At 72.4% G+C, this 20,948-nt stretch carries 19 protein-coding genes and 1 riboswitch; all 19 genes read left to right on the top strand.

Features of this window, described 5'->3' with window-relative positions:
* Positions 1 to 357: 357 nt before the first annotated feature.
* The 19 genes from ACFQ79_RS28675 to ACFQ79_RS28585 all read left to right on the top strand — a co-directional run bounded on the left by ACFQ79_RS28675 (position 358) and on the right by ACFQ79_RS28585 (position 20,905).
* Entirely contained in the window at positions 358 to 606 is a 249-nt protein-coding gene (locus ACFQ79_RS28675) for a hypothetical protein (protein WP_383588912.1), read from the top strand.
* A gap of 26 nt (positions 607 to 632) precedes the next feature.
* Positions 633 to 911: a hypothetical protein gene (locus ACFQ79_RS28670; RefSeq protein WP_030320857.1), complete on the top strand. Its 279-nt coding sequence runs from the start codon at positions 633 to 635 to the stop codon at positions 909 to 911.
* A gap of 48 nt (positions 912 to 959) precedes the next feature.
* The gene (locus ACFQ79_RS28665; protein WP_383588910.1) at positions 960 to 2,069 is read left to right on the top strand and encodes a glycosyltransferase family 2 protein; all 1,110 of its coding nucleotides are present in this window, start codon (positions 960 to 962) and stop codon (positions 2,067 to 2,069) included.
* 43 nt (positions 2,070 to 2,112) lie between these two features.
* A complete protein-coding gene (locus tag ACFQ79_RS28660) occupies positions 2,113 to 3,075 on the top strand; it encodes a UbiA prenyltransferase family protein (RefSeq protein ID WP_383588908.1) in 963 nt (320 codons plus the stop codon).
* Positions 3,072 to 4,208, top strand: coding sequence for a lysylphosphatidylglycerol synthase domain-containing protein (locus tag ACFQ79_RS28655; RefSeq protein WP_383588906.1), 1,137 nt, complete (start codon positions 3,072 to 3,074; stop codon positions 4,206 to 4,208). Before ACFQ79_RS28660 ends, ACFQ79_RS28655 begins: the two co-directional genes overlap by 4 nt.
* A gap of 2 nt (positions 4,209 to 4,210) precedes the next feature.
* Complete coding sequence (locus ACFQ79_RS28650; RefSeq protein ID WP_383588904.1) at positions 4,211 to 5,641, top strand: aspartate aminotransferase family protein; 1,431 nt, start codon at positions 4,211 to 4,213, stop codon at positions 5,639 to 5,641.
* Positions 5,635 to 6,702 carry an NAD-dependent epimerase/dehydratase family protein gene (locus ACFQ79_RS28645; RefSeq protein ID WP_383588902.1) on the top strand — a complete coding sequence of 356 codons (1,068 nt, stop codon included), beginning with the start codon at positions 5,635 to 5,637 and terminating at the stop codon, positions 6,700 to 6,702. Before ACFQ79_RS28650 ends, ACFQ79_RS28645 begins: the two co-directional genes overlap by 7 nt.
* Before the next feature lie 12 nt (positions 6,703 to 6,714).
* A complete protein-coding gene (locus ACFQ79_RS28640) occupies positions 6,715 to 7,770 on the top strand; it encodes a glycosyltransferase family 2 protein (RefSeq protein ID WP_383588900.1) in 1,056 nt (351 codons plus the stop codon).
* Positions 7,763 to 8,905, top strand: coding sequence for an endonuclease/exonuclease/phosphatase family protein (locus ACFQ79_RS28635; protein ID WP_383588899.1), 1,143 nt, complete (start codon positions 7,763 to 7,765; stop codon positions 8,903 to 8,905). Before ACFQ79_RS28640 ends, ACFQ79_RS28635 begins: the two co-directional genes overlap by 8 nt.
* On the top strand, positions 8,902 to 9,882 hold the full coding sequence (locus ACFQ79_RS28630; protein ID WP_383588897.1) for an endonuclease/exonuclease/phosphatase family protein: 981 nt from the start codon (positions 8,902 to 8,904) through the stop codon (positions 9,880 to 9,882). The genes ACFQ79_RS28635 and ACFQ79_RS28630 overlap by 4 nt, the downstream gene beginning before the upstream one ends.
* A 17-nt stretch (positions 9,883 to 9,899) precedes the next feature.
* Complete coding sequence (locus tag ACFQ79_RS28625) at positions 9,900 to 10,865, top strand: aldo/keto reductase (protein ID WP_383588895.1); 966 nt, start codon at positions 9,900 to 9,902, stop codon at positions 10,863 to 10,865.
* The gene (locus ACFQ79_RS28620; protein WP_383588893.1) at positions 10,855 to 12,864 is read left to right on the top strand and encodes an MMPL family transporter; all 2,010 of its coding nucleotides are present in this window, start codon (positions 10,855 to 10,857) and stop codon (positions 12,862 to 12,864) included. The genes ACFQ79_RS28625 and ACFQ79_RS28620 overlap by 11 nt, the downstream gene beginning before the upstream one ends.
* A gap of 91 nt (positions 12,865 to 12,955) precedes the next feature.
* Positions 12,956 to 13,939, top strand: coding sequence for a LuxR C-terminal-related transcriptional regulator (locus tag ACFQ79_RS28615; RefSeq protein WP_383588891.1), 984 nt, complete (start codon positions 12,956 to 12,958; stop codon positions 13,937 to 13,939).
* Between the two features lie 140 nt (positions 13,940 to 14,079).
* A complete protein-coding gene (locus ACFQ79_RS28610) occupies positions 14,080 to 14,334 on the top strand; it encodes a DUF3311 domain-containing protein (protein WP_266969114.1) in 255 nt (84 codons plus the stop codon).
* On the top strand, positions 14,331 to 15,953 hold the full coding sequence (mctP, locus tag ACFQ79_RS28605) for a monocarboxylate uptake permease MctP (protein ID WP_383588889.1): 1,623 nt from the start codon (positions 14,331 to 14,333) through the stop codon (positions 15,951 to 15,953). The genes ACFQ79_RS28610 and mctP overlap by 4 nt, the downstream gene beginning before the upstream one ends.
* 82 nt (positions 15,954 to 16,035) lie before the next feature.
* Complete coding sequence (locus ACFQ79_RS28600; RefSeq protein WP_383588887.1) at positions 16,036 to 16,647, top strand: hypothetical protein; 612 nt, start codon at positions 16,036 to 16,038, stop codon at positions 16,645 to 16,647.
* 43 nt (positions 16,648 to 16,690) lie between these two features.
* Positions 16,691 to 17,191 (top strand): GNAT family N-acetyltransferase, encoded by a 501-nt coding sequence (locus tag ACFQ79_RS28595; protein WP_383588885.1) that lies wholly within the window; start codon positions 16,691 to 16,693, stop codon positions 17,189 to 17,191.
* A 41-nt stretch (positions 17,192 to 17,232) separates the two neighbouring features.
* Positions 17,233 to 17,378: riboswitch (cobalamin riboswitch) on the top strand.
* 132 nt (positions 17,379 to 17,510) lie between these two features.
* Entirely contained in the window at positions 17,511 to 19,889 is a 2,379-nt protein-coding gene (locus tag ACFQ79_RS28590; RefSeq protein ID WP_383588883.1) for a ribonucleoside-diphosphate reductase subunit alpha, read from the top strand.
* Positions 19,889 to 20,905, top strand: a complete 1,017-nt coding sequence (locus tag ACFQ79_RS28585; RefSeq protein ID WP_383588881.1) for a ribonucleotide-diphosphate reductase subunit beta — start codon at positions 19,889 to 19,891, stop codon at positions 20,903 to 20,905. Before ACFQ79_RS28590 ends, ACFQ79_RS28585 begins: the two co-directional genes overlap by 1 nt.
* The last annotated feature ends 43 nt before the right edge of the window (positions 20,906 to 20,948 follow it).

Genomic DNA, 20,948 nt, shown 5'->3' with positions numbered 1-20,948 from the left:
GCCGCACCCCACCGGGTGCGGCCGTCCGGCGTTTCCGGAGGCCGTACGGGGAGAGGGAGGTCCCGGGTCGCACCGAGGGAATCGTGGCTGTCCGGGGAGATGACGGCCCCCCGGCACCTTCCGCCTGGCAGGAACGTGACGCCTCCCGGAAACGCCCAGATCAGCGGCGCGCGGCGGCCGTGCGTACGGGCTGGCTCCTAACGGCCACGCACTTGGCGCCAGCCGTTCTCCGGTGACAGGGCACCCCCGGCGGGCCAGTCTTGGACGTGTCGGAGCCGCCCGGAAGAGCCCGGGAGCGGCGCCGGGAGACCCGCCCCCGACACACCTCGTCCGCGTCGCCAGGAAGGCAGTTCCGTCATGCTCAGCAGCGCCCGTTTCGTCACCTTCGCCCGAGTTCAGGTCCGCCCCGTCCTCGCCCTGCTCCTCCCCGCCGCGGCCGCGCTGACCCTCGTCCTGGCGGCGGAGCCGGCGACCGCGGGAGCCCCGGCGGTCGCCGCCGCCGACGCCGACGGCGTACCGGCCGCGACCGCCACCGCCACCGCCACCGCCACCGCCACCGCCACCGCGCAGACGAACGACAGCGACAACGGCTTCTCCTGGGGCTGATCGTCATCTACCTCGTCGGCATCTCGATGAGGGCATCGGACGACGACCCCGCCCCGGACACCGACCCCCCACCGGCCCCGTCCGCCGCACTCCTCGTCGAGACGCTGCACCGCGTCGCCCGTCCGCAGGACCGTTTCGAGTCCGCACGGGCGCTGGTTCTCGACCGGACGATCCGCCTGGCCCTCTACATCCGGGGCCCCGACGAGATCGAAGCCGTCGGCCACGCGCTGCTGCTCTGCCGGCGCCTCCTCGGCCACTCCCCCGAGCTCTCCCACCACCGCATCGCGGACTTCCGGCTGCTCTGAAACCCCCCGCACGCCGAAATCCCCCGACCGCCCTCCCGAGGAACCCCCATGCCCAGGGCTCGTCCCAGCGTGTCCGTCGTCATCCCCAACTACAACTACGAGAAGACCCTCCACGCCTGTCTGACCTCGGTCTTCGCCCAGACCCACGCCCCGCTCGACGTCATCGTCGTCGACGACGCGAGCACCGACAGGTCCCGGGACATCGCCCGGGAGTTCGACGTCGTCCTGATCGCCAACCCCCACAACAGCGGGGTGTCCGCCGCCCGCAACCTCGGGGCCGCCGCCGCCCGCGGCGAGATCCTCTTCTTCCTCGACTCGGACACGGCCCTCCACCCCGAGGCCCTCGCCAACGCCGCCGACCTGCTCCGCGACGACCCCGGTCTCGGCTGTGTCCACGGAGTGCTCGACCCCGAGCCGCTCTTCGACGACGGGCCCGTGGAGCGCTACCACGCCCTGCACGCCCACTTCTGGCGCCGCCGCGCCGTCGGCGAGGTCCGCACCGCGTTCTTCGCCCTCGGCGCGATCCGCAAGGAGGTCTTCGAGGCCACCGGGCCCTTCGACGAGAACCTCCGGGACTCGGAGGACGTCGAGTACAGCGGCCGGCTCGTCCGCACCCACCGGATCGTGATGACGGAGGCGATCCGCGGCCGGCACGACGACGTCGACCGGCTCGGGGCGATGCTCCGGGAGCAGTACCGGCGTTCGCAGCTGCTCATCGCGGCGCTCGGGCAGCTGAGGGAGGGCGGCCTCACCGCCAACCGGCCGCTCGGCGTCCTCGCCGCCGCGCTCACCCTCCCCACCCTGCTGCTCGGTCTGCTCTCCCCGTGGCTCCTGCTCGTCCCCGCCCTGTGCGCGCTGGTCTTCGCCTGCGCCGATCCGGCCCTGAGCGGGTTCGCGCTGCGGACCCGAGGTCCCGGCTTCCTCCTCTACTTCACCGCCGTCCACTTCGTGCTGCACCAGGCGATCGTGCTCGGCGCGGCCCGGGGCACCGTCCGCTGGCTCACCGAACCGGACTTCGGACCCAGCGTGCGCCGCCGAGGAAGGGACCTCCCGGCGGACCGCCCCGACGCCACCGCCGCTTCGTCCCCCTCCCTCACCTCCGCCTCCGCCGCCGCCTCCGCACCCACCTCCGCCTCCGCCCCCACCTCCACCGGATGACCGCCGCCCCTCCCCGTACGCCCCTCCCCCCAGGAGTCCGTTCATGGCCACGCCCACGCTCACCGGCCGAGAGGCGCCGACGGCCCGCCCGCCGGCCTCCCGCCCTCCCAGTCGGCTCGCCGACCTCACCTCCCTCGTCCGGCCCCACCAGTGGACGAAGAACCTGGTCGTCGTCCCCCTCGGCCTGCTCGGCGCGCCCCACCTCGACGGTGCCGCCCTCGGCGGCGCCCTCGCCGCGATCGGTGTCTTCACCCTCGCGTCCTCGCTGATCTACCTGGTCAACGACCTCGGCGACCGGGACAGGGACCGCCGCCACCCGGAGAAGCGGCACCGGCCGATCGCCGCCGGCCGGATCGGCGTCGGGACCGCCGTCTCCTTCGCCGCCGCCCTCGCCGTCCTCCTCGCGGCGACGGTCGGTCTCACGGTGTTCACCCGGACGGCCGCGCTCCTCGACTGGTGGCCGGTCGCCGCGTACGTCGCGCTGAACGCCGCGTACACCAAGGGGCTCAAGCACGTCCCGCTGCTCGACGTCTTCATCGTCGCCCTCGGTTTCGTCCTGCGGCTCGCCCAGGGCTGCCTGGCCTCGGGCAACCCCGTGCCGAGCTGGCTCACCCTCTGTGTCTTCTCCCTCTGCCTGCTGCTGATCCTGGGCAAGCGGCGCCACGAGATGGCGGTCGGCGGGGTGCTGCACCGGCCCGCGCTGCGCGGCTACACCCTCGGCTTCCTCGACCAGCTGCTCGCCTTCACCGCGGTGCTCACGGCAGTCAGTTACGTCCTGCAGGTGCAGGGCAGCCCGGTCTTCGGTCCGCACGGACCGCTGGTCGCGGTGCTCACGGCCCCGTTCGCGCTCTTCGGCCTCGCCCGCTACCTGCAGCTGATCGTGGTCGACTCGGGTGGCGGCAACCCCTCGCGGGCGCTGTTCAGCGACCGGATGACCGTCTCCAACGCCCTGCTCTGGTCGGCGCTCCTTGCCGGCGCGTGGCCGCTGAGCCACCTCGGGTCATGACGGCGACCACCACCGCGCCGGCAGCCGCGCCGTCCGACACCGAGGCCGACCCCGATCCCGTCGCCGACCCCGATCCCGTAGCCGACCCCGACCCCGACCCCGTATCCGAGCCGGACCCGAAGCCGGACCCGACGTCCGATCCGGCCTCCGCCCCGACGTCCGAGCCCGATCCCGTCGCCACCGACGCTCCCCCGGCCAAGCGCGGCCGCCTCCGCCGCGCCCTCCCCGTCCTCTTCCCGGTCGCCGTCGTCACCGGCATCGGCTTCGCCCTCTACGGCCGGGCCGGTGAGCTCGCCGCCCTCGTCCTGCGCCCCGACTCCGTCCCGTACCTCCTCGCGGCCCTGGTGGCCAACGCCCTCGCCGTCCTGCTGTCCATGGCCACCTGGCGCACCCTCCTCGCCGACCTGGGCCCCGGGGTGCCGGGCCGGACCGCGACCCGGATCTACTTCACCTCGTACCTCGGCAAGTACGTGCCGGGGGCCGTCTGGGGCGTCCTCGCCCAGCTGCGGATGGGCGGTGCGGCGGGGGTGTCCGCGCCGGTCGTGCTCGCCGTCTTCCTGCTGAACCTGATCGTGGCGGTCCTCACCGGCCTCGCCGTCGGTCCGCTCGCCGCTCCCTGGACGATCGGCGCCGAGGCCTGGTGGCTGGTCCTGCCGGGCGCGGTCACCGTCGCCTGGGCCGTACGGCCCGGACTGCTGCACCACCTGGCGGCGTTCGCCGCCCGGCTCGCCCGCCGGCCGGCGCCCGCCACCCGGGCGAGCGACCGGGGCATGCGCCGGGCGCTCGCCTCGGCCACCGCCTCCTGGGCGGTCGGCGGACTGCACCTGTGGGCCCTCGCCGTGATGCTCGGCGCCCCGCCGCTGACCGCCCTGCCGGTCTGCGTGGGCGGCTTCGCCCTGGCCACGGCCGCCGCCAGCCTCGTCGTGGTGCTGCCGGACGGCTGGGGCGCCCGCGAGGCCCTGCTGCTCCTGGCGCTGACCGCCGTACTGCCCTGGCAGGAGGCGACCGCCGTGGCCGTCGCCAGCCGGGTGGTCTGCACCCTCAGCGAGGTCCTCGTCGGAGGCACCGCCCTCCTCCTGACCCTCCCCCGCCGTTCCGCTCCCCCCGCCCATCCGATCCCCGCGAAGGACTGATCATGCCCCCGCTGTACTCCGTCGACGACTGCGAGTCGCTGACGACGAAGCAGGTCCACGGCCTGTACAAGGACCACGTCAACAAGAGCCAGGTCTCCCTGATGACCTCCTTCGGCTTCGGCCAGGAGCTCGTCGAGAGCGCCGAGGGCGTCTGGATCACCCAGCGCGACGGCCGCCGCGTGCTCGACTTCACCGGTGGCGTCGGCGTCCTGAACCACGGCCACAACCACCCCAGGATCCTCGCCGCCCGGCAGCGCTTCCAGGAGCGGAAGAGCATGGAGGTCCACAAGACCTACTTCTCGCCGTACGTCGCGGCCCTGGGCCACAACCTCGCGGAGCTGCTGCCCGGCGACCTGAACATGTCGTTCTTCCCCAACTCCGGCGCGGAGGCGGTCGAGGGCGCGGTCAAGCTGGCGTACAAGTACCACGGCGGCCGGCGCTCCCGGGTGCTGCGGGCCGACATCTCCTTCCACGGCAAGCTGCTCGGCTCGGGCAGCCTGACCGGCCAGAACCAGTCCGGGTTCCAGTTCCCGGGCATCCCCGGCGTGGAGATCTTCCGGTACGGGGACCTGGACTCGGTCCGCGCGCTGGTCGCCGGACACCGCACCGGCAAGGGCGAGTCGGACGTGTACGCGATCCTCATCGAGCCGCTGTCGGCGTCGACGATGAACGAGTGCTCCGAGGAGTTCCTGCGCGGGCTGCGGGAGCTGTGCACGGCCGAGAACATCGTGCTGCTCTTCGACGAGATCTACACCGGCTGGGGCAAGACGGGCACCCTCTTCCACTTCATGCGGTACGAGGGTCTGGTCCCCGACATCCTCACCACCTCGAAGTCCTTCGGCGGCGGCAAGTCCTCCATCTCCGCCTTCGTGGCCCGCGAGCCGGTCTTCCGCAAGGCCTACGACAACCTCACGGACGCCCTCCTCCAGTCGACGTCCACCACCTACTACGGCTTCGGCGAGGAGGCGGTCACCGCGATCGAGGCCGTCAACGTGGCCGTCGAGGACGACTATCCGGCCCGCGCCCGGGACATCGAGCGGATCCTCGCCCCCGGTCTGGAGCGGATCGCCAAGGAGTACCCGGACGTGGTGGCCGAGGTCCGCGGCCACGGCGCGCTCCACGGGGTCTTCCTGCACAAGGGGCCGAAGATCCTGGAGCTGGTGACGAAGCTGGTGCCCGGTGCGATGACGAAGGACCCGCGCTTCCGCACCAAGCTCATCACCTCGTCGGTGGTCAACGCCCTCTACCGGGACCACGGCATCTACACGTACTACACGCTCAACGGCGACAACCCGCTGATGGTCGCCCCCTCGCTGGTCGCCGAGCCGCACGAGGTCGAGTTCTTCCTGGACTGCCTCGACAAGACCCTCGCCCAGGGTCTGCCCCGTCTGCTCACCCGTTTCGTCAAGGAGAAGGTGTCGTCGCTGTGGTAGAGCGCATTGTGGTGACCGGCGGCGCCGGCATGCTCGGATCGACCCTGATCGACCGGCTGCTCGGCGACGGCCGCCAGGTGCACTGCGTGGACCTGCGGGCCCCGCGCACGGAGCACGAGAACCTGACCCACACCGTCTCGGACGTCCGGGACGCGGTGACGATGAAGCGGGTCACGGCGGACGCGGACGTGGTGGTGCACTGCGCCGCCGCCCTGCCCAGCTACCCGGCCGACATGATCCGCTCGGTGATCGTCGGCGGCACCGAGGCGGTCCTGACGGCCGCCGAGGCGAACGCCGTGCCCCGGGTCGTGCACATCTCCTCAACCGCCGTGTACGGCCTGCCCAAGGTGGTGCCCACGCCGGAGGAGTACCCGCGGGAGCCCGTCGACACGTACAGCGCCGCCAAGGCGGAGGCCGAGGAGGTCGCCGAGCGGTTCCGCGGCCGGGAGATGTGCGTACCGGTCCTGCGGCCCAAGACCTTCCTCGGGCCGGGCCGGATGGGCCTGTTCGCGATGCTCTTCGAGTGGGCCGAGGAGGGGCGGAACTTCCCGGTCCTGGGCCGGGGCGACGTCCGCATCCAGATGTTCGACGTGGACGACCTCGTCGACGCGGTCGTGACCGCGATGGACGCGCCGGCCGGGATCGCCGACGACACCTTCAACCTGGGCGCCACCTCGTTCGGCACGATCCGCGAGGACTTCCAGGCCGTCCTGGACGCCGCCGGGCACGGCAAGCGGGTCCGCTCGATGCCCGCGAGGCCGGCACTCGCCGCGCTCAGCCTGCTCCAGCGCTCCGGGCTCTCCCCGGTCTACGGACGCCTGCTGCACAAGCTCCTCGACGACAGCTTCGTCTCCACCGACAAGGCCAGGGACGTCCTCGGCTTCCGGCCGAAGCACTCCAACCAGGACGCGATCCTGCGCACCTTCGCCTGGTGGCGCGAGCAGCGGCTCGCCACCGCCGCGCTCCCCTCCGGCGCCCGCCCCGCGAAGAAGGGCGAGGGCGTCACCAGTGTCGAACCGTGGCGGCAGGGGGCCCTCTCCCTCGCCAAGGTCCTTTTCTAGGAGAGCCCGATCATGTCCGTTCCGCTGGTCTCCGTCATCGTCCCCAACTACAACTACGGCCGCTCGATCGGTCTGTGCGTCGAGGCCGCCCTCGCGCAGACGTACCCGAACGTCGAGGTCCTCGTCGTCGACGACTGCTCCACCGACGACTCCGCCGCGATCGCCGCCGCGGCCGGCGCCCGGGTGGTCTCCACCGGGGTGAACAGCGGGGTCGCGGTCGCCCGCAACCTCGGCGCCGAACTGTCCTCGGGCGAGATCCTGGTCTTCCTCGACTCCGACGTCTCCATGCACCCCGACGCCGTCGCCAAGTCCGTCGAACTCCTCGGCTCCGGGCAGGGGTACGGGGCGATCTGCGGCACCTACGAGCCCGAGCCGCTCATCCGCGACAGCCTGATCGAGGAGTACCGCTCGCTCCAGCAGTACTACCTGCTGCTGAAGTCCGAGGGGGTCATCGACACCGTCCACACCGCGATCCTGGCGATCCCCCGGCGGGTCTTCGACGAGGTGGGACCGTTCAACCCGATCCTGCGGCACACCGAGGACCAGGACTACGGGCGCCGCATCTCGGAGCGGTACACGGTGCTCAGCTCCCTGGAGGTCCGCGGCCGGCACGACCACGACGACACCGTGCGGATCGTCCTCGACAAGGTCTTCGCGCGGGCCCGGCTCGCCGTCCCGCTCATCCTCGGCCGACGGCACCTCCAGGGCGGCTTCGTCACCGGCCCGCGCGCCGGGGCCAGCCTCGCCGCGCCCCTGACGGTGGCCGCGCTCGCCGCGCCGGCGCTGTGGGGAGCGGTGTGGGCCCTGCTGCCGCTCGCCCTGTTCGTCCTCGGTGTGTGGGGCGACCTGGACATGTACCGGGAGGTGCGGCGGCACCGGGGGCGGCTGTTCCTCGGATACTTCGTGGCCGTCAACTTCCTGGTGAACCTGACGGTGTTCGCGGCGATCGGGGTCGCGGGCGTCCAGTGGCTGTGCTCGAAGCGGTTCCGGCACCTGTACGACCCGCAGCCCCGGCCGGACCTTCCGCCGGCGACGGCAGGGGTGGCCGCGGGGGCCTCCCGTGGCTGACACGCTCGCCCCGGCGGAGCCCGCGGCGGAGAGCCCGGCGGACGCCCCGGCCGTACGGGTCGCCCCGGCCCGGCGACGCCTGAACCGCCTCGTCCTCGGCGCGGCCCTCGCCTGGCTCGTCCTGCTCCTCGTCGAGTGGGCGGCGGACGGCCGGATCTGGCTGGGGCATCTGGTGGGCATCGTCCCGCCGGCCGTCTTCGCCCTGGTCCCGCTGCTGCTCGCCGCGCTCGCCCCGCTCGCCCGGGGCGCCGCACGGTGGCGGAGCCTCGCGGCCGCCGCGCTCGCCCTGCTCGTGGGCTTCGGGCAGTCGGGCTTCGACCCGGCGGCGCTGTGGCGGTCGGAGCCGAGGCCCGGCCCGGACTCCGTGCGGGTCTTCGCCTGGAACACCAACTCGTGGAACCAGCTCCTCGGCACCCAGGACCACTTCTACGCCTTCCTGAAGGCGAAGGACGCGGACGTCTATCTGCTGCACGAGTACCAGCACGTGACCGCCGACCGCAAGGGCAGGCTCCCCATCGACGACCTGGCGCGGCTGCGCCGGGAGTTCCCGGGCTACCAGGTCGCGGTCCGGGGCGAGCTGGTCACGCTCTCCCGCTTCCCGATCCTGCGGCAGCCGGCCGTGGGCCCGGCCGGCGACCTGCCGCCGGGAGCGGACTGGCAGGCGGAGTACCGGGGGAACAAGGTGCTGCGGACGGACGTACGGGTCAGGGGCCGGACGGTGTCGTTCTACAACGTGCACATGCCGGTGTGGAACAGCATGCCGGACGGGCTGCTCTCCGCCGCCTTCTACCGCCACATGCGGGAACGGTTCGCCCCGCGCCGGGCGCAGTACGCCGGTCTGGAGGCCGACCTCGCGGCCAACCGCAACCCGGTCGTGGTGGCCGGTGACTTCAACGCGACGGCGGCGATGTCCGACCTCGACCCGCTGCGGGAGCGCCTCGACGACGCGGCGGACGTGAGCACGGACGCGTACCCCACGAGCTGGGAGGAGGGCGGCTGGAAGCCCTTCTGGCGGACCGACTGGGCGTTCACGGGCAACGGGGCGAGGGCCGAGCGCTACGAGTTCAACGAGCCCGAGAAGCTCTCCGACCACGCGGTGCAGGACCTGTGGGTGTCCCTGCCGGGGAACGGGTGACCGACGTGCCGCTGTCCTGCGCCCTGGTCTGGGCGGTGTTCCTCGCCCTGCACCTCGCGCTGAACGGGCGCTGGTGGCCCTGGCTCGCGGTCTCCCTGCTGCCGCCGATCGTCTTCGCCGCCGTCCCGCTCGCCCTGCTCGCGGCCGCCGCGGTCACCGGCGGGTGGGCGGCGGGGGCGCTCGCCGCGGCCTGCCTGCTCGCGGGCTGGCCGCAGAACGGCGTCAACCTGCGTGCGCTGGGCCGCCGTTCGGCGGCAGCGGAGGGGCTGCGGCTCGTCTCCTGGAACACTCAGCACTGGAACCAGGGCGGCGACCCCGAGCGCTTCTACGCCTTCCTGCGGTCCCTCTCGGCGGACGTCTACGTCCTCCAGGAGTACCTGAACGGCTTCGAGGGCGGCGAGGTCTGGGACATCGACGACGAGGAGCGGATCCGGGCCGCGTTCCCCGAACACCACCTGGCCGTCGACAACAACTCCGTGACGCTGTCCCGGTTCCCGCCCGCCGGGCCGCCGGTGCCGGTCGGCGCCTGCTCGCTCCGGGTGGACCTGCGGGTCGGCGACGGCATCCTGTCCACGTACAACGTGCACATCCCGGTCCAGCTCACGGTGATGAACCCGCTGCGGCCCGCGTTCCTCCGGGACATGCGGCGCCGGGCCGCCGCCCGCGACCGGGAGTACGCGGCGCTCGTCGCCGACCTGCGGGGGAACCCGCACCCGGTCCTGGTGACCGGGGACTTCAACACGAGTGCCGCCATCGGCGACGTCCGCCGGATGCCGCGCTCGCTGCGCGACTCGATCGGTGCCTGCCGTTCGCTCCTCCCGGCCAGCTGGAACGCCCGCGCGCGGCTGCGGCTGTGGCGGATCGACTGGGCGTTCACCGGCGGCGGCGCCCGGGTCGGCTCGTACCGCTTCCGCGCCGCGGAGGGCCTCTCGGACCACCTGGTCCAGGAGCTGACCGTCACCACCCCCCACCTATGAGAGAGAGGGAAGAACCCATGGAGTACACCCACCTGGGCGGCCCCGAGGGCCCCCGTGTGAGCACCCTGTGCCTGGGCACCCTGCCGTTCGGCACCCGGATCGACGAGGCCGCCGCCTTCGCCGTCCTCGACCGCTTCCACGAGGCCGGCGGCACCTTCATCGACACCGCCAACACCTACGCGTTCTGGGAGCCGGGTGCGACCGGCGCCGAGAGCGAGCTGCTGATCGGCCGCTGGCTGCGCAGCAGGGGCGTCCGGGACGAGATGGTGCTCGCCACCAAGGTCGGAGCGCTGCCGGACCCGCCCGGTTCGGCCTGGCCGGAGTGCGCGGAGGGGCTCTCGGCCCCGGTGCTGCGCCGGCAGGTGGAGGAGAGCCTGCGGAACCTGGGCACGGACCGGATCGATCTCTACTACGCGCACATCGACGACCGGCGGACGCCGGTCGCCGAGACCATGGGGGCCTTCGGCGAGCTGGAGGACACGGGGAAGATCGGCCGGGCCGGCTGCTCCAACTTCGCGGCCTGGCGGATCGAGGAGTCGCGGGGCGCGGCGGTCGCCGCCGGGGTGCCGGACTACGCGGCCGTGCAGCAGCGGTACACCTATCTGCGGCCGCGCCCCGGCGCGGAGTTCGGGGTGAACCCGCACGCCTCGGAGGAGCTGCTCGACTATCTGTCGACGCGTCCGGAGCTGACGTTCACGGCGTACACGACGCAGCTGACGGGGGCGTACACCGATGCGGGCAAGGAGGTTCCGGAGCAGTACCGGCACGAGGGTTCGGAGCGTCGGCTCAAGGTGCTCGCGGAGGTCGCGGCGGAGCTGGGCGTGACCGCCAACCAGGTGGTGCTGGCCTGGGCGTTGGGCGGCGAGCTGCCCGTACTCCCGGTGATCGGGGCGAGTTCGACGGCGCAGCTGGACGAGACGCTCGGCGCGGTGGGGCTGCGCCTGGACGACGAGCTGAGGAAGCGGCTCGACGATGTCGACTGAACAGGCCGTACGGCTAAGGGGTTTCGCGCTCCGTCACCGGGTGGCCTTCGGCGTGGGATGGCTGCTCGTGCTGCTGCTCGGCGGCGTGGTGGCGGTGGCCGGGCTCGGCCGGCTCGACCAGTCGTTCACCGCCTCGGGCGGGCCGGGACACCGCGCGAACCAGGCGGTCCAGGAGCGGTACGGGAACGGGGCGGCCGTCGCTCCGCTGGTCGCGGTCGCGAGCTGGCCGGCCGCCGGGGACGTGCGCGCCCAGGATGCGGCCGGGCGGTTCGAGGACGCCGTCCGGCGGGCGGCGGGCCCGGGCGCGCGGACGGTCTCGTTCGCGGGCACGGGCGACGAGGGGTTCCTCGGCGCGGACGGCAGCACGGTGTACGCGCTGGTCTACCCGGGTGCCGGGAAGCCGGACCTCGCGGGGCTCACGGCCGTCGAGGAGGCGGCGGGCACCCTGCGCGAAGGGCTGCGGGCGGCGCTGCCGGAGGCCCGGGTCGAGGTGACGGGCGTGCTCCCGCTCCAGCACGACAGCGCGGTGGCGGGGCCGGGCGCGCCGGCCCTCGCGGTGAAGGCCGCGTGTGCGCTCGGGCTGCTCGGGCTGCTGGTCCTGGCGTTCCGCTCGCCGCTCGGGGTCCTGGCGCCGCTGCTGCTCGCCGGGGTGACCTCGGTGGGGGCGCTGGTCCTGGTGGAGGCGGTGGCGGGGTTCACCGAGATCAGCTTCGTCGTGGTCTATCTGGTGCCGGTCACGTCCCTGGTGCTCGCCGTGCACCGGTGGGCGCAGCCGCCGGAGTCCGCCGCCCGGTCCGCGGTGGCGGCCGGTGCGGCGGGGGCGGCGGCCTGCGCGGTCCTCGCGCTGTTCCCGGCGGCGTTCCTGCGCTCGGTCGGTGTCGCGGGTCTTGCGGTGTGGGCGGTGGGCACGGCGACGGCCCTGACCCTGACGCCGGTGCTCCGCTCGATGGCGACGCGGAGGCCACGGACGACACAGAAGACACGGACGACGCGGGCACTGGGGACGACTCGGACCACCCGGACTGCCCGGACTGCCCGGACCGCCCGGACGGCGCGTACGGCGCGTACGGCGCCGGCACGCGTCGGCCGGCGGCCCCGCACGATCCCGGCGGCGGTCGGCCTGGCCTTCCTCGTGCTGCTCGCCGGCGCGGCCACGCAGCTCCGGGTGGGCAATCCGGAGGCGCACGCCCTGGTGGCGGCCGGCCCGGCCCGCGACGGCCTCGACCGGCTCGCGGCGGCAGGGGTGCCGTCGGGCGTCCTGAATCCGCTGGAGGTCCTGGTCCCCGCGGGCGCGGACGCGCAGGCCGTGGCCGCGCGGGCGGCCCGGGTCCCGGGGGTGCTGCTCGCGGCGGCGCCGGCGGCGGCCGACTGGCGCAGGGACGGTTCGGCCGTGATCGTGGTCGTACCGGAGGAGGAGCCGATGACGGCGGCGGGCGCGGCGACGGTGACGGCGCTGCGGTCGGCGCTCTCGGGAGGGACGCACCCGGCGCTGGTCGGCGGCTCGGGCGTGGTGGACCGCGATCTCGTGGACGGCGTCTACGGGCTCCTCCCCTCCGCGGTTCCGGCGGCCGCCCTCGCCGCCCTCCTCGCCCTCGCCGCCCTCACCACGGCGGGCACCGCGGTCCGCGCCGTGTCCGGTGCCCTCCTCGCCGCCGTCGCCGCGGCGGGTGCGCTCACCGTCCTGTGGCAGTGGGGTCCGCCCGGCACCGGGGCCGTCACCGGCTGGGTCCCCCTCGTCGTCGGCGCCTTCGCCTTCTGCGTGTCCCTCGACCGCTCGGTCGCGTCGGCGGCGGGCGGCCCCTCGTGGGCGGGGCCGGTGGCGGCGGGGGCGGGCGCGCTCGCGGTGCTCGCGGTCGGGATCGGCCCGCAGGTCGAACTGGCCCTGCTCGTCTCGGGGTTCGCGATGGCGGCGCTGTTCGACGCGCTGGCCGGCCGTCGCCGCACCCCGCCCGCGCCCCCCGCGCGTCCCACATACCGGAGTTCATTCCAATTGGTCTAGACCTAGAGGGCCCCTCCCACTTAGCATCGACGACCGCGATCACGATTGCGGGGCGGTCGCGGTACGGAACGTGACGAGGGGGAGACAGGGGATGCTGGAGGCGCTCGGCATAAAGGAGTCGACGGAGGCCGTCTACCGTTTGCTCCTGGAGCGGCCCGAGTTCGACGTGACGGAGATGGCGGCCCATCTGGGCCGCCCCGCGTCCGAGGTCCGCGAGGCGCTCGCCTGCCTCGCGGACCTCAAGCTCGTGCTGATGGACGACTCCTCGGGCGAGGTCGAACCCTTCAACCCGGACGTCGGCTTCTCCTTCCTGCTCTCCCGCGCCGAGGCCGAGCTGAGCAAGCGGAAACGCCAGGTCGAACGGGCGGGGCGGGCCGTGGCCGGCATCCTCGCCTCGTACGCGGACCACTCGGAACCGGGCGTCCGGCACGACCTGGTGGACCGCATCACCGGCCTGGACAACGTCCGGGAACGCCTGGAGGACCTGGCCGCGAACGCCCGCACCGAGTGCCTCTCGCTGCTCCCGGGCGGCGCGCAGCTCCCCGACACCATGGACGCGAGCCAGCCGCTCGACCAACTCGCCCTGGAACGCGGCGTGAAGATCCGGTCGATCTACCAGGAGAGCTTCCGCAACGACCCGCCGACCGTCGAATACGTGCGCTGGTACTGCGATCTCGGCGGCGAGGCGCGGACCGTGCCCGTGGTGCCGATGCTCATGGTGATCGTCGACCGGGAGGCCGCGCTCGTCCCCGTCGACCCCGAGGACGGGCGCGCGGGCGCCCTGGAGGTCCGCAGCCCCGGCCTGGTGCACGCGCTCGTGGTGCTCTTCGACCGGCTATGGGACGCCGGCACGCCGTTCGGCGAGAGTCCGCGCCGCGACGAGCACGATCTCTCCCCGCAGGAGCGGGAGTTGCTCATGCTGCTCGGCATCGGCTGCACGGACGACATCGCCGCACGGCGGCTCGGGATCTCGCTGCGGACCGTGCGCCGGATGAGCTCGGAGCTGATGAACCGGCTCGGCGCGCGCAGCCGGTTCGAGGCGGGGGTGCGGGCCGCCAAGGAGGGCTGGCTCTGAGCACCGCGCCGAGGGACCGCTCCCACGACCACAGCTGACGGAGTCCCATCCGTTATGCGGACAGGGGTTCCATGGAGCGGAACAGTCCCCTAGATTTCCCCAGCATTACCGAGGTGATCAGCGAGGGGACCGGAATCGCCATGCCAGAAGCGACACAAGGGAAACAACCCACCATCACGCCGCTGAGGGTGGTGATCGCGCTCTGTCTGTTCGCGCCGTTCGTGGCGATGCTCTGGGTCAGCTCGTACGCGAAGGTCGAACCGCTCTTCGCGGGCATCCCGTTCTTCTACTGGTACCAGATGCTCTGGGTGCTGATCTCCACCGCGCTCACCATGGTCGCGTACAAGCTGTGGCAGCTGGACCAGCGTGCCCGCAAGGGGGGTGACGAGCGATGAAGGACGGCGTGAACGGCGTCGCACTCGCCGTCTTCATCTTCTTCTTCCTGGCCGTCACGGTCATGGGATTCCTCGCCTCGCGCTGGCGCAAGGCCGAGAACGAGAACAGCCTCGACGAATGGGGACTGGGCGGCCGGTCGTTCGGCACCTGGGTGACCTGGTTCCTGCTCGGCGGCGACCTCTACACCGCGTACACCTTCGTCGCCGTCCCGGCGGCCATCTACGCGGCGGGCGCGGCCGGCTTCTTCGCCGTGCCGTACACGATCCTGGTCTACCCGCTGATCTTCACCTTCCTGCCGCGCCTCTGGTCGGTCTCGCACAAGCACGGGTACGTCACCACCTCGGACTTCGTGCGCGGCCGCTGGGACTCCAAGGGACTCTCCCTCGCGGTGGCGGTCACCGGCATCCTCGCCACCATGCCGTACATCGCGCTCCAGCTCGTCGGCATCCAGGCCGTCCTGGACGTGATGGGCGTCGGCGGCGGCGAGACCACCCACTGGTTCATCAAGGACCTGCCGCTGCTCATCGCCTTCGGTGTCCTCGCGGCGTACACGTACTCCTCGGGTCTGCGCGCCCCCGCGCTCATCGCCTTCGTCAAGGACACCCTGATCTACATCGTCATCGCGGTGGCGATCATCTACATCCCGATCAAGCTGGGCGGCTTCGACGAGATCTTCGCCAAGGCGGGCGAGGCGTACGCGCAGACCAACCCGGCGACCGGCAAGCCGCGCGGCTCGCTCGTCCCCGGCGAGGCGGGCCAGTGGACGTACGCGACGCTGGCGCTCGGCTCGGCGCTCGCGCTCTTCATGTACCCGCACTCCATCACGGCGACGCTGTCGTCCCGGAGCCGTGAGGTCATCCGCCGCAACACCACGATCCTGCCGCTGTACTCGCTGATGCTGGGCCTGCTCGCGCTGCTCGGCTTCATGGCGATCGCCGCCGGGATCCAGGTGAAGAACGGCCAGCTCGCCATCCCGCAGCTCTTCGAGACGATGTTCCCGGACTGGTTCGCGGGCGTCGCGTTCGCCGCGATCGGCATCGGCGCGCTCGTACCGGCCGCGATCATGTCGATCGCCGCGGCCAACCTCTTCACCCGCAACATCTACAAGGACTTCATCAAACCGGACGCCACCCCGGCCCAGGAGACCAAGGTCTCCAAGCTGGTCTCGCTGCTCGTGAAGGTCGGCGCGCTCGCCTTCGTCCTCACCATGGACAAGACGGTCGCGATCAACTTCCAGCTGCTCGGTGGCATCTGGATCCTGCAGACCTTCCCGGCGCTCGTCGGCGGTCTCTTCACCCGCTGGTTCCACCGCTGGGCGCTGCTCGCCGGCTGGGCCGTCGGCATGATCTACGGCACGGTCGCCGCCTACGGGGTGGCCAGCCCGACCCAGAAGCACTTCGGCGGCTCCTCCGCCGAGATCCCGGGCATCGGCGAGATCGGCTACATCGGTCTGACCGCCTTCCTCCTCAACGTCCTCGTCACGGTCGTCCTGACCTTCGTCCTCAAGGCCGTCAAGGCCCCCGAGGGCATCGACGAGACCTCCCCGGAGGACTACACGGCCGACGCCGGCGACGCCGGGGTCAAGAAGCTCCCGAAGGTCGGCGCCGAGACCCACTGACCCGCCGCCGGACCCGACGAAGGCCGCCCTGCCTCCCCCGAGGCATGGCGGCCTTCGCCGTCCCCGCGCGAGGATGCGGGACATGCGCACCGGACCACGACTCACCCTGCTCCCACTGCTCCCGCTCGCCCTCGCCCTCGCCGTCACCGGCTGCGGCACCGAGACGCCGGGCGGCGGCCCGACGCCCCACCCGGCCGAGCTGGACGCCCGCGCCCGCTGGGCACAGACCGACAAGGACCATGTGTACGTCACCGAGGCCGAGGGCTTCGAGGCCTCCCGGATGGCGTCGGGGGTCATCGGCGACGACGGCTTCCAGGTCACGTACCTGCGGAAGGACGGCGTCCGCCTGACCGTCTCCGCCGAGCGCCGCCCGTTCACGGAGAAGGAGTGCGCCGCGGCGAACACCGCCGGACCTGACGGCTGTGTCCGGGACGGCGACCACTGGTACCTGCGCTCCGCCGGGCAGCACGCGTACGTGCGCACCGAGAACGGGCTGCGCGTCGAGGTCGCCGCCCCGCTCACGGTGGACCGGAAGGCACTCCGGGGCGCCGCCGAGCGCACCCACCGCGCCGGCGCCGCCGAGCTCGACGCCGTCCTGCCGGAGCGGACGGGCGGCGGACAGCCCGTCGAGCGGGGCGATCTGCCGCCGGTGGGCGACGGCGCCCCCGACAACTCGGTGGGGGCCGGTGGCTGAGACCCGCTGGGGTCCTCCGGGCGGCCGGAGGCACACTGCCCTCATGGACTTCACGATCAGGGCGGTACGGCCCGAGGACCACGAGACGCTCGGTGAGCTCACCGCGGGGACCTATCTGAACGACGGGCTGCTGAAGTACGGGGCGGAGGACTCGTATCTGCACGTGCTCCGTGACACGGCCCGGCGGGCGCGCGAGAGCGAGGTGCTCGTCGCCGAGGACGCCGACGGACGGCTGCTCGGCGGGGTGACCTTCGCCACCGGCTCCACTCCGTGGGCGGACATCGCGATCGAGGGCGAGGCCGAGTTCCGGATGCTCGTGGTCTCCCGGGAGGCCCGCGGCCGGGGCGTCGGAGAGGCCCTCGTACGGGCCTGTATCGAGCGCGCACGGGCCCTCCCCGGGTGCCGCCGCATCGTGCTCTCCACGGACGCCACGATGGTCTCCGCGCACCGGATCTACGAGCGTCTGGGCTTCCTCCGCACCCCGGACCGGGACTGGGAGCCGATCCCCGACCATCGCCTGCGCACCTACTCCTTGGAGTTCTGAGCCGGGGGGCGACACAACATGTGGGGGGTGCCGCACGGGGCGCCCCCCACATGTATGCTCGTCCTCGCTGTCGACGCAGGGGAATCCGGCGCGAATCCGGAACTGTCCCGCAACGGTGTGCTTCGTACGGATACGACGTATTCGGGCGAGGTGAGTCCGAGGACCTGCCGGCAGCGCATCCGGTCCGTCCGTTCCGGGTGCCAATGACGTCCGGGCCTCGCGGAGTGGGCCGGTGGAAGCGTCGCGTCCGGCGTTACGGATGCCCGTCTGCCCGCCTTCCCCCGCCGCGGCCCCGAGCCGAGCGAGGGAGAGCCCCCACGTGACCATCGCGCCCGCCGATCCGGCTTCCGCCGAGGCTTCCGCGGTCGAGAGCGACGGCCCCGGGACCGTGCTGCTGCGGACCCTGACCGACCTCACCGCCGATCTCCCCGACACCGACCCCGGCAAGGTCGCCGCCGCCGCGCTCCGCGGCCGCAGCGCCGTCGCGGACGACGCGGAACTGCGCGAGCTGGCCACCGAGTCGGCCGCCGGTCTGATCGCCGAGGACCCGGCGTACTCCCGGCTCGCCGCCCGGCTCCTGACGATCACGATCGCCGACGAGGCCGCCGGTCAGGGCTCGTTCTCCTTCTCGGCCTCCGTCGCCGTCGGTCACCGCGAGGGTCTGATCGCCGACCGCACCGCCGAGTTCGTGGCGCTGCACGCGGACCGGCTCGACGCGACGATCGACGCGGCCGCGGACGACCGCTTCGGCTACTTCGGCCTGCGCACCCTCTACTCGCGCTACCTGCTGCGCCACCCGATCACCCGCAAGGTGATCGAGACCCCGCAGCACTTCATGCTCCGCGTGGCCTGCGGCCTCGCCGAGGACGACAGCGTCCGCGCGCTCGACGAGGTCGCCGCCCTCTACCGCCTGATGAGCCGGCTCGACTACCTGCCGTCCTCCCCCACGCTCTTCAACTCCGGCACCCGCCACCCCCAGATGTCCTCCTGCTACCTCCTGGACTCCCCGCAGGACGAGCTGGACTCCATCTACGACCGCTACCACCAGGTCGCGCGCCTCTCGAAGCACGCGGGCGGCATCGGCCTCTCCTACTCCCGCATCCGCGCCCGCGGTTCGCTGATCCGCGGCACCAACGGGCACTCCAACGGCATCGTGCCGTTCCTGAAGACCCTCGACGCCTCCGTCGCCGCCGTGAACCAGGGCGGCCGCCGCAAGGGGGCCGCCGCCGTCTACCTGGAGACCTGGCACGCGGACATCGAGGAGTTCCTTGAGCTCCGCGACAACACGGGCGAGGACCAGCGCCGTACGCACAACCTGAACCTGGCGCACTGGATCCCGGACGAGTTCATGCGCCGGGTCAACGCCGACGCCGACTGGTCGCTGTTCTCCCCGGCGGACGTGCCCGAGCTGGTCGACCTGTGGGGCGAGGAGTTCGACGCCGCCTACCGCAAGGCCGAGGCGGCGGGCCTGGCCCGCAAGACGATGCCGGCCCGCGACCTGTACGGCCGGATGATGCGGACCCTGGCCCAGACCGGCAACGGCTGGATGACCTTCAAGGACGCCTCGAACCGGACGGCCAACCAGACCGCCGAGCCCGGCCACACCGTCCACTCCTCCAACCTCTGCACGGAGATCCTGGAGGTCACCGACGACGGCGAGACCGCGGTCTGCAACCTGGGCTCGGTCAACCTCGGCGCCTTCGTCGTCGACGGCGACATCGACTGGGAGCGCCTCGACTCCACCGTCCGTACGGCCGTCACCTTCCTCGACCGGGTCGTCGACATCAACTTCTACCCGACCGAGCAGGCGGGCCGCTCCAACGCCCGCTGGCGGCCGGTCGGCCTGGGCGCGATGGGCCTCCAGGACGTCTTCTTCCAGCTGAAGCTGCCGTTCGACTCCGCCGAGGCCCGCGCGCTGTCCACCCGTATCGCCGAGCGCATCATGCTCGCCGCGTACGAGGCCTCCACCGACCTCGCCGAGCGCAACGGTCCGGTCCCCGCCTGGGACAAGACCCGCGCCGCCCGGGGCGTGCTGCACCCCGACCACTACGACGTCGAGCTGAACTGGCCGGAGCGCTGGGCCGCGCTGCGCGAGCGGATCGCCGCCGTCGGCATGCGCAACAGCCTCCTCCTCGCCATCGCGCCGACCGCGACGATCGCCTCGATCGCCGGTGTGTACGAGTGCATCGAGCCGCAGGTCTCCAACCTGTTCAAGCGCGAGACGCTCTCCGGCGAGTTCCTCCAGGTCAACTCGTACCTGGTCGACGAGCTGAAGGCGCTCGGCGTGTGGGACGCGCAGACCCGTGAGGCGCTGCGCGAGTCCAACGGCTCGGTGGCCGGCTTCACCTGGGTCCCGGCCGAGGTGCGCGAGCTGTACCGCACGGCGTGGGAGATCCCGCAGCGCGGTCTGATCGACATGGCCGCCGCCCGGACGCCGTTCCTGGACCAGTCGCAGTCGCTGAACCTGTTCCTGGAGACGCCGACGATCGGCAAGCTGTCGTCGATGTACGCGTACGCCTGGAAGCAGGGTCTGAAGACGACGTACTACCTGCGCTCCCGCCCGGCGACCCGGATCGCCCGCGCCGCCCAGGCCGCGACGCCCGCCGCAGCCACCATCCCCGTCCAGCAGGCGGCGCCCGACGCGGACGCCCTCGCCTGCTCCCTTGAGAACCCCGAGTCCTGCGAGGCCTGCCAGTAATGAGCTCCAACGAAAAGAAGAACCTCCTCGACCCGGGCTTCGAGCTGACCCTCCGTCCGATGCGCTACCCGGACTTCTACGAACGCTACCGGGACGCGATCAAGAACACCTGGACCGTGGAGGAAGTCGACCTCCACTCGGACGTCGCCGACCTCGCCAAGCTGACGCCGGCCGAGCAGCACATGATCGGCCGTCTGGTCGCGTTCTTCGCGACGGGCGACTCGATCGTCTCCAACAACCTGGTCCTGACGCTCTACAAGCACATCAACTCCCCGGAGGCGCGCCTGTACCTGTCGCGCCAGCTGTTCGAGGAGGCCGTGCACGTCCAGTTCTATCTGACGCTGCTCGACACCTACCTGCCCGACCCGGACGACCGCGCCGCCGCGTTCGACGCGGTCGAGGAGATCCCCTCCATCCGCGAGAAGGCGCAGTTCTGCTTCAAGTGGATGGACTCGGTCGAGAAGATCGAGCGCCTGGAGACGGCCGCCGACCGCCGCCGCTTCCTGCTCAACCTGATCTGCTTCGCCGCGTGCATCGAGGGCCTGTTCTTCTACGGCGCCTTCGCGTACGTGTACTGGTTCCGGTCCCGCGGTCTGCTGCACGGCCTCGCCACCGGCACCAACTGGGTGTTCCGTGACGAGACGATGCACATGAACTTCGCCTTCGAGGTCGTGGACACCGTCCGCAAGGAGGAGCCGGAGCTCTTCGACGACGCGCTCCAGCAGCAGGTCACGGACATGCTGAAGGAGGCCGTCGAGGCGGAGCTGCAGTTCGGCCGCGACCTGTGCGGCGACGGCCTGCCGGGCATGAACACCGAGTCGATGCGCGAGTACCTCCAGTGCGTCGCCGACCAGCGCCTCCAGCGCCTCGGCTTCGCCCCGGTGTACGGCTCCGAGAACCCGTTCTCGTTCATGGAGCTCCAGGGCGTCCAGGAGCTCACGAACTTCTTCGAGCGCCGCCCGTCCGCCTACCAGGTGGCGGTCGAGGGCTCGGTCGACCTGGACGAGGACTTCTAGGATCCCGTCGTACGTGAAGGGCCCCGAACTCGGTCGAGTGCGG

Source organism: Streptomyces sp. NPDC056480 (assembly GCF_042795405.1).
In the GTDB taxonomy this organism is placed as follows: domain Bacteria; phylum Actinomycetota; class Actinomycetes; order Streptomycetales; family Streptomycetaceae; genus Streptomyces.
Note: the sequence above shows the minus strand (reverse complement) of the source record. Positions and strands in the feature narration are given on the sequence as shown.

Coding starts and splice junctions, on each gene's coding strand:
- ACFQ79_RS28675 (WP_383588912.1), top strand. CDS start 358: ATGCTCAGCAGCGCCCGTTTCGTCACCTTCGCCCGAGTTCAGGTCCGC.
- ACFQ79_RS28670 (WP_030320857.1), top strand. CDS start 633: ATGAGGGCATCGGACGACGACCCCGCCCCGGACACCGACCCCCCACCG.
- ACFQ79_RS28665 (WP_383588910.1), top strand. CDS start 960: ATGCCCAGGGCTCGTCCCAGCGTGTCCGTCGTCATCCCCAACTACAAC.
- ACFQ79_RS28660 (WP_383588908.1), top strand. CDS start 2,113: ATGGCCACGCCCACGCTCACCGGCCGAGAGGCGCCGACGGCCCGCCCG.
- ACFQ79_RS28655 (WP_383588906.1), top strand. CDS start 3,072: ATGACGGCGACCACCACCGCGCCGGCAGCCGCGCCGTCCGACACCGAG.
- ACFQ79_RS28650 (WP_383588904.1), top strand. CDS start 4,211: ATGCCCCCGCTGTACTCCGTCGACGACTGCGAGTCGCTGACGACGAAG.
- ACFQ79_RS28640 (WP_383588900.1), top strand. CDS start 6,715: ATGTCCGTTCCGCTGGTCTCCGTCATCGTCCCCAACTACAACTACGGC.
- ACFQ79_RS28625 (WP_383588895.1), top strand. CDS start 9,900: ATGGAGTACACCCACCTGGGCGGCCCCGAGGGCCCCCGTGTGAGCACC.
- ACFQ79_RS28620 (WP_383588893.1), top strand. CDS start 10,855: ATGTCGACTGAACAGGCCGTACGGCTAAGGGGTTTCGCGCTCCGTCAC.
- ACFQ79_RS28615 (WP_383588891.1), top strand. CDS start 12,956: ATGCTGGAGGCGCTCGGCATAAAGGAGTCGACGGAGGCCGTCTACCGT.
- ACFQ79_RS28610 (WP_266969114.1), top strand. CDS start 14,080: ATGCCAGAAGCGACACAAGGGAAACAACCCACCATCACGCCGCTGAGG.
- mctP (WP_383588889.1), top strand. CDS start 14,331: ATGAAGGACGGCGTGAACGGCGTCGCACTCGCCGTCTTCATCTTCTTC.
- ACFQ79_RS28600 (WP_383588887.1), top strand. CDS start 16,036: ATGCGCACCGGACCACGACTCACCCTGCTCCCACTGCTCCCGCTCGCC.
- ACFQ79_RS28595 (WP_383588885.1), top strand. CDS start 16,691: ATGGACTTCACGATCAGGGCGGTACGGCCCGAGGACCACGAGACGCTC.
- ACFQ79_RS28585 (WP_383588881.1), top strand. CDS start 19,889: ATGAGCTCCAACGAAAAGAAGAACCTCCTCGACCCGGGCTTCGAGCTG.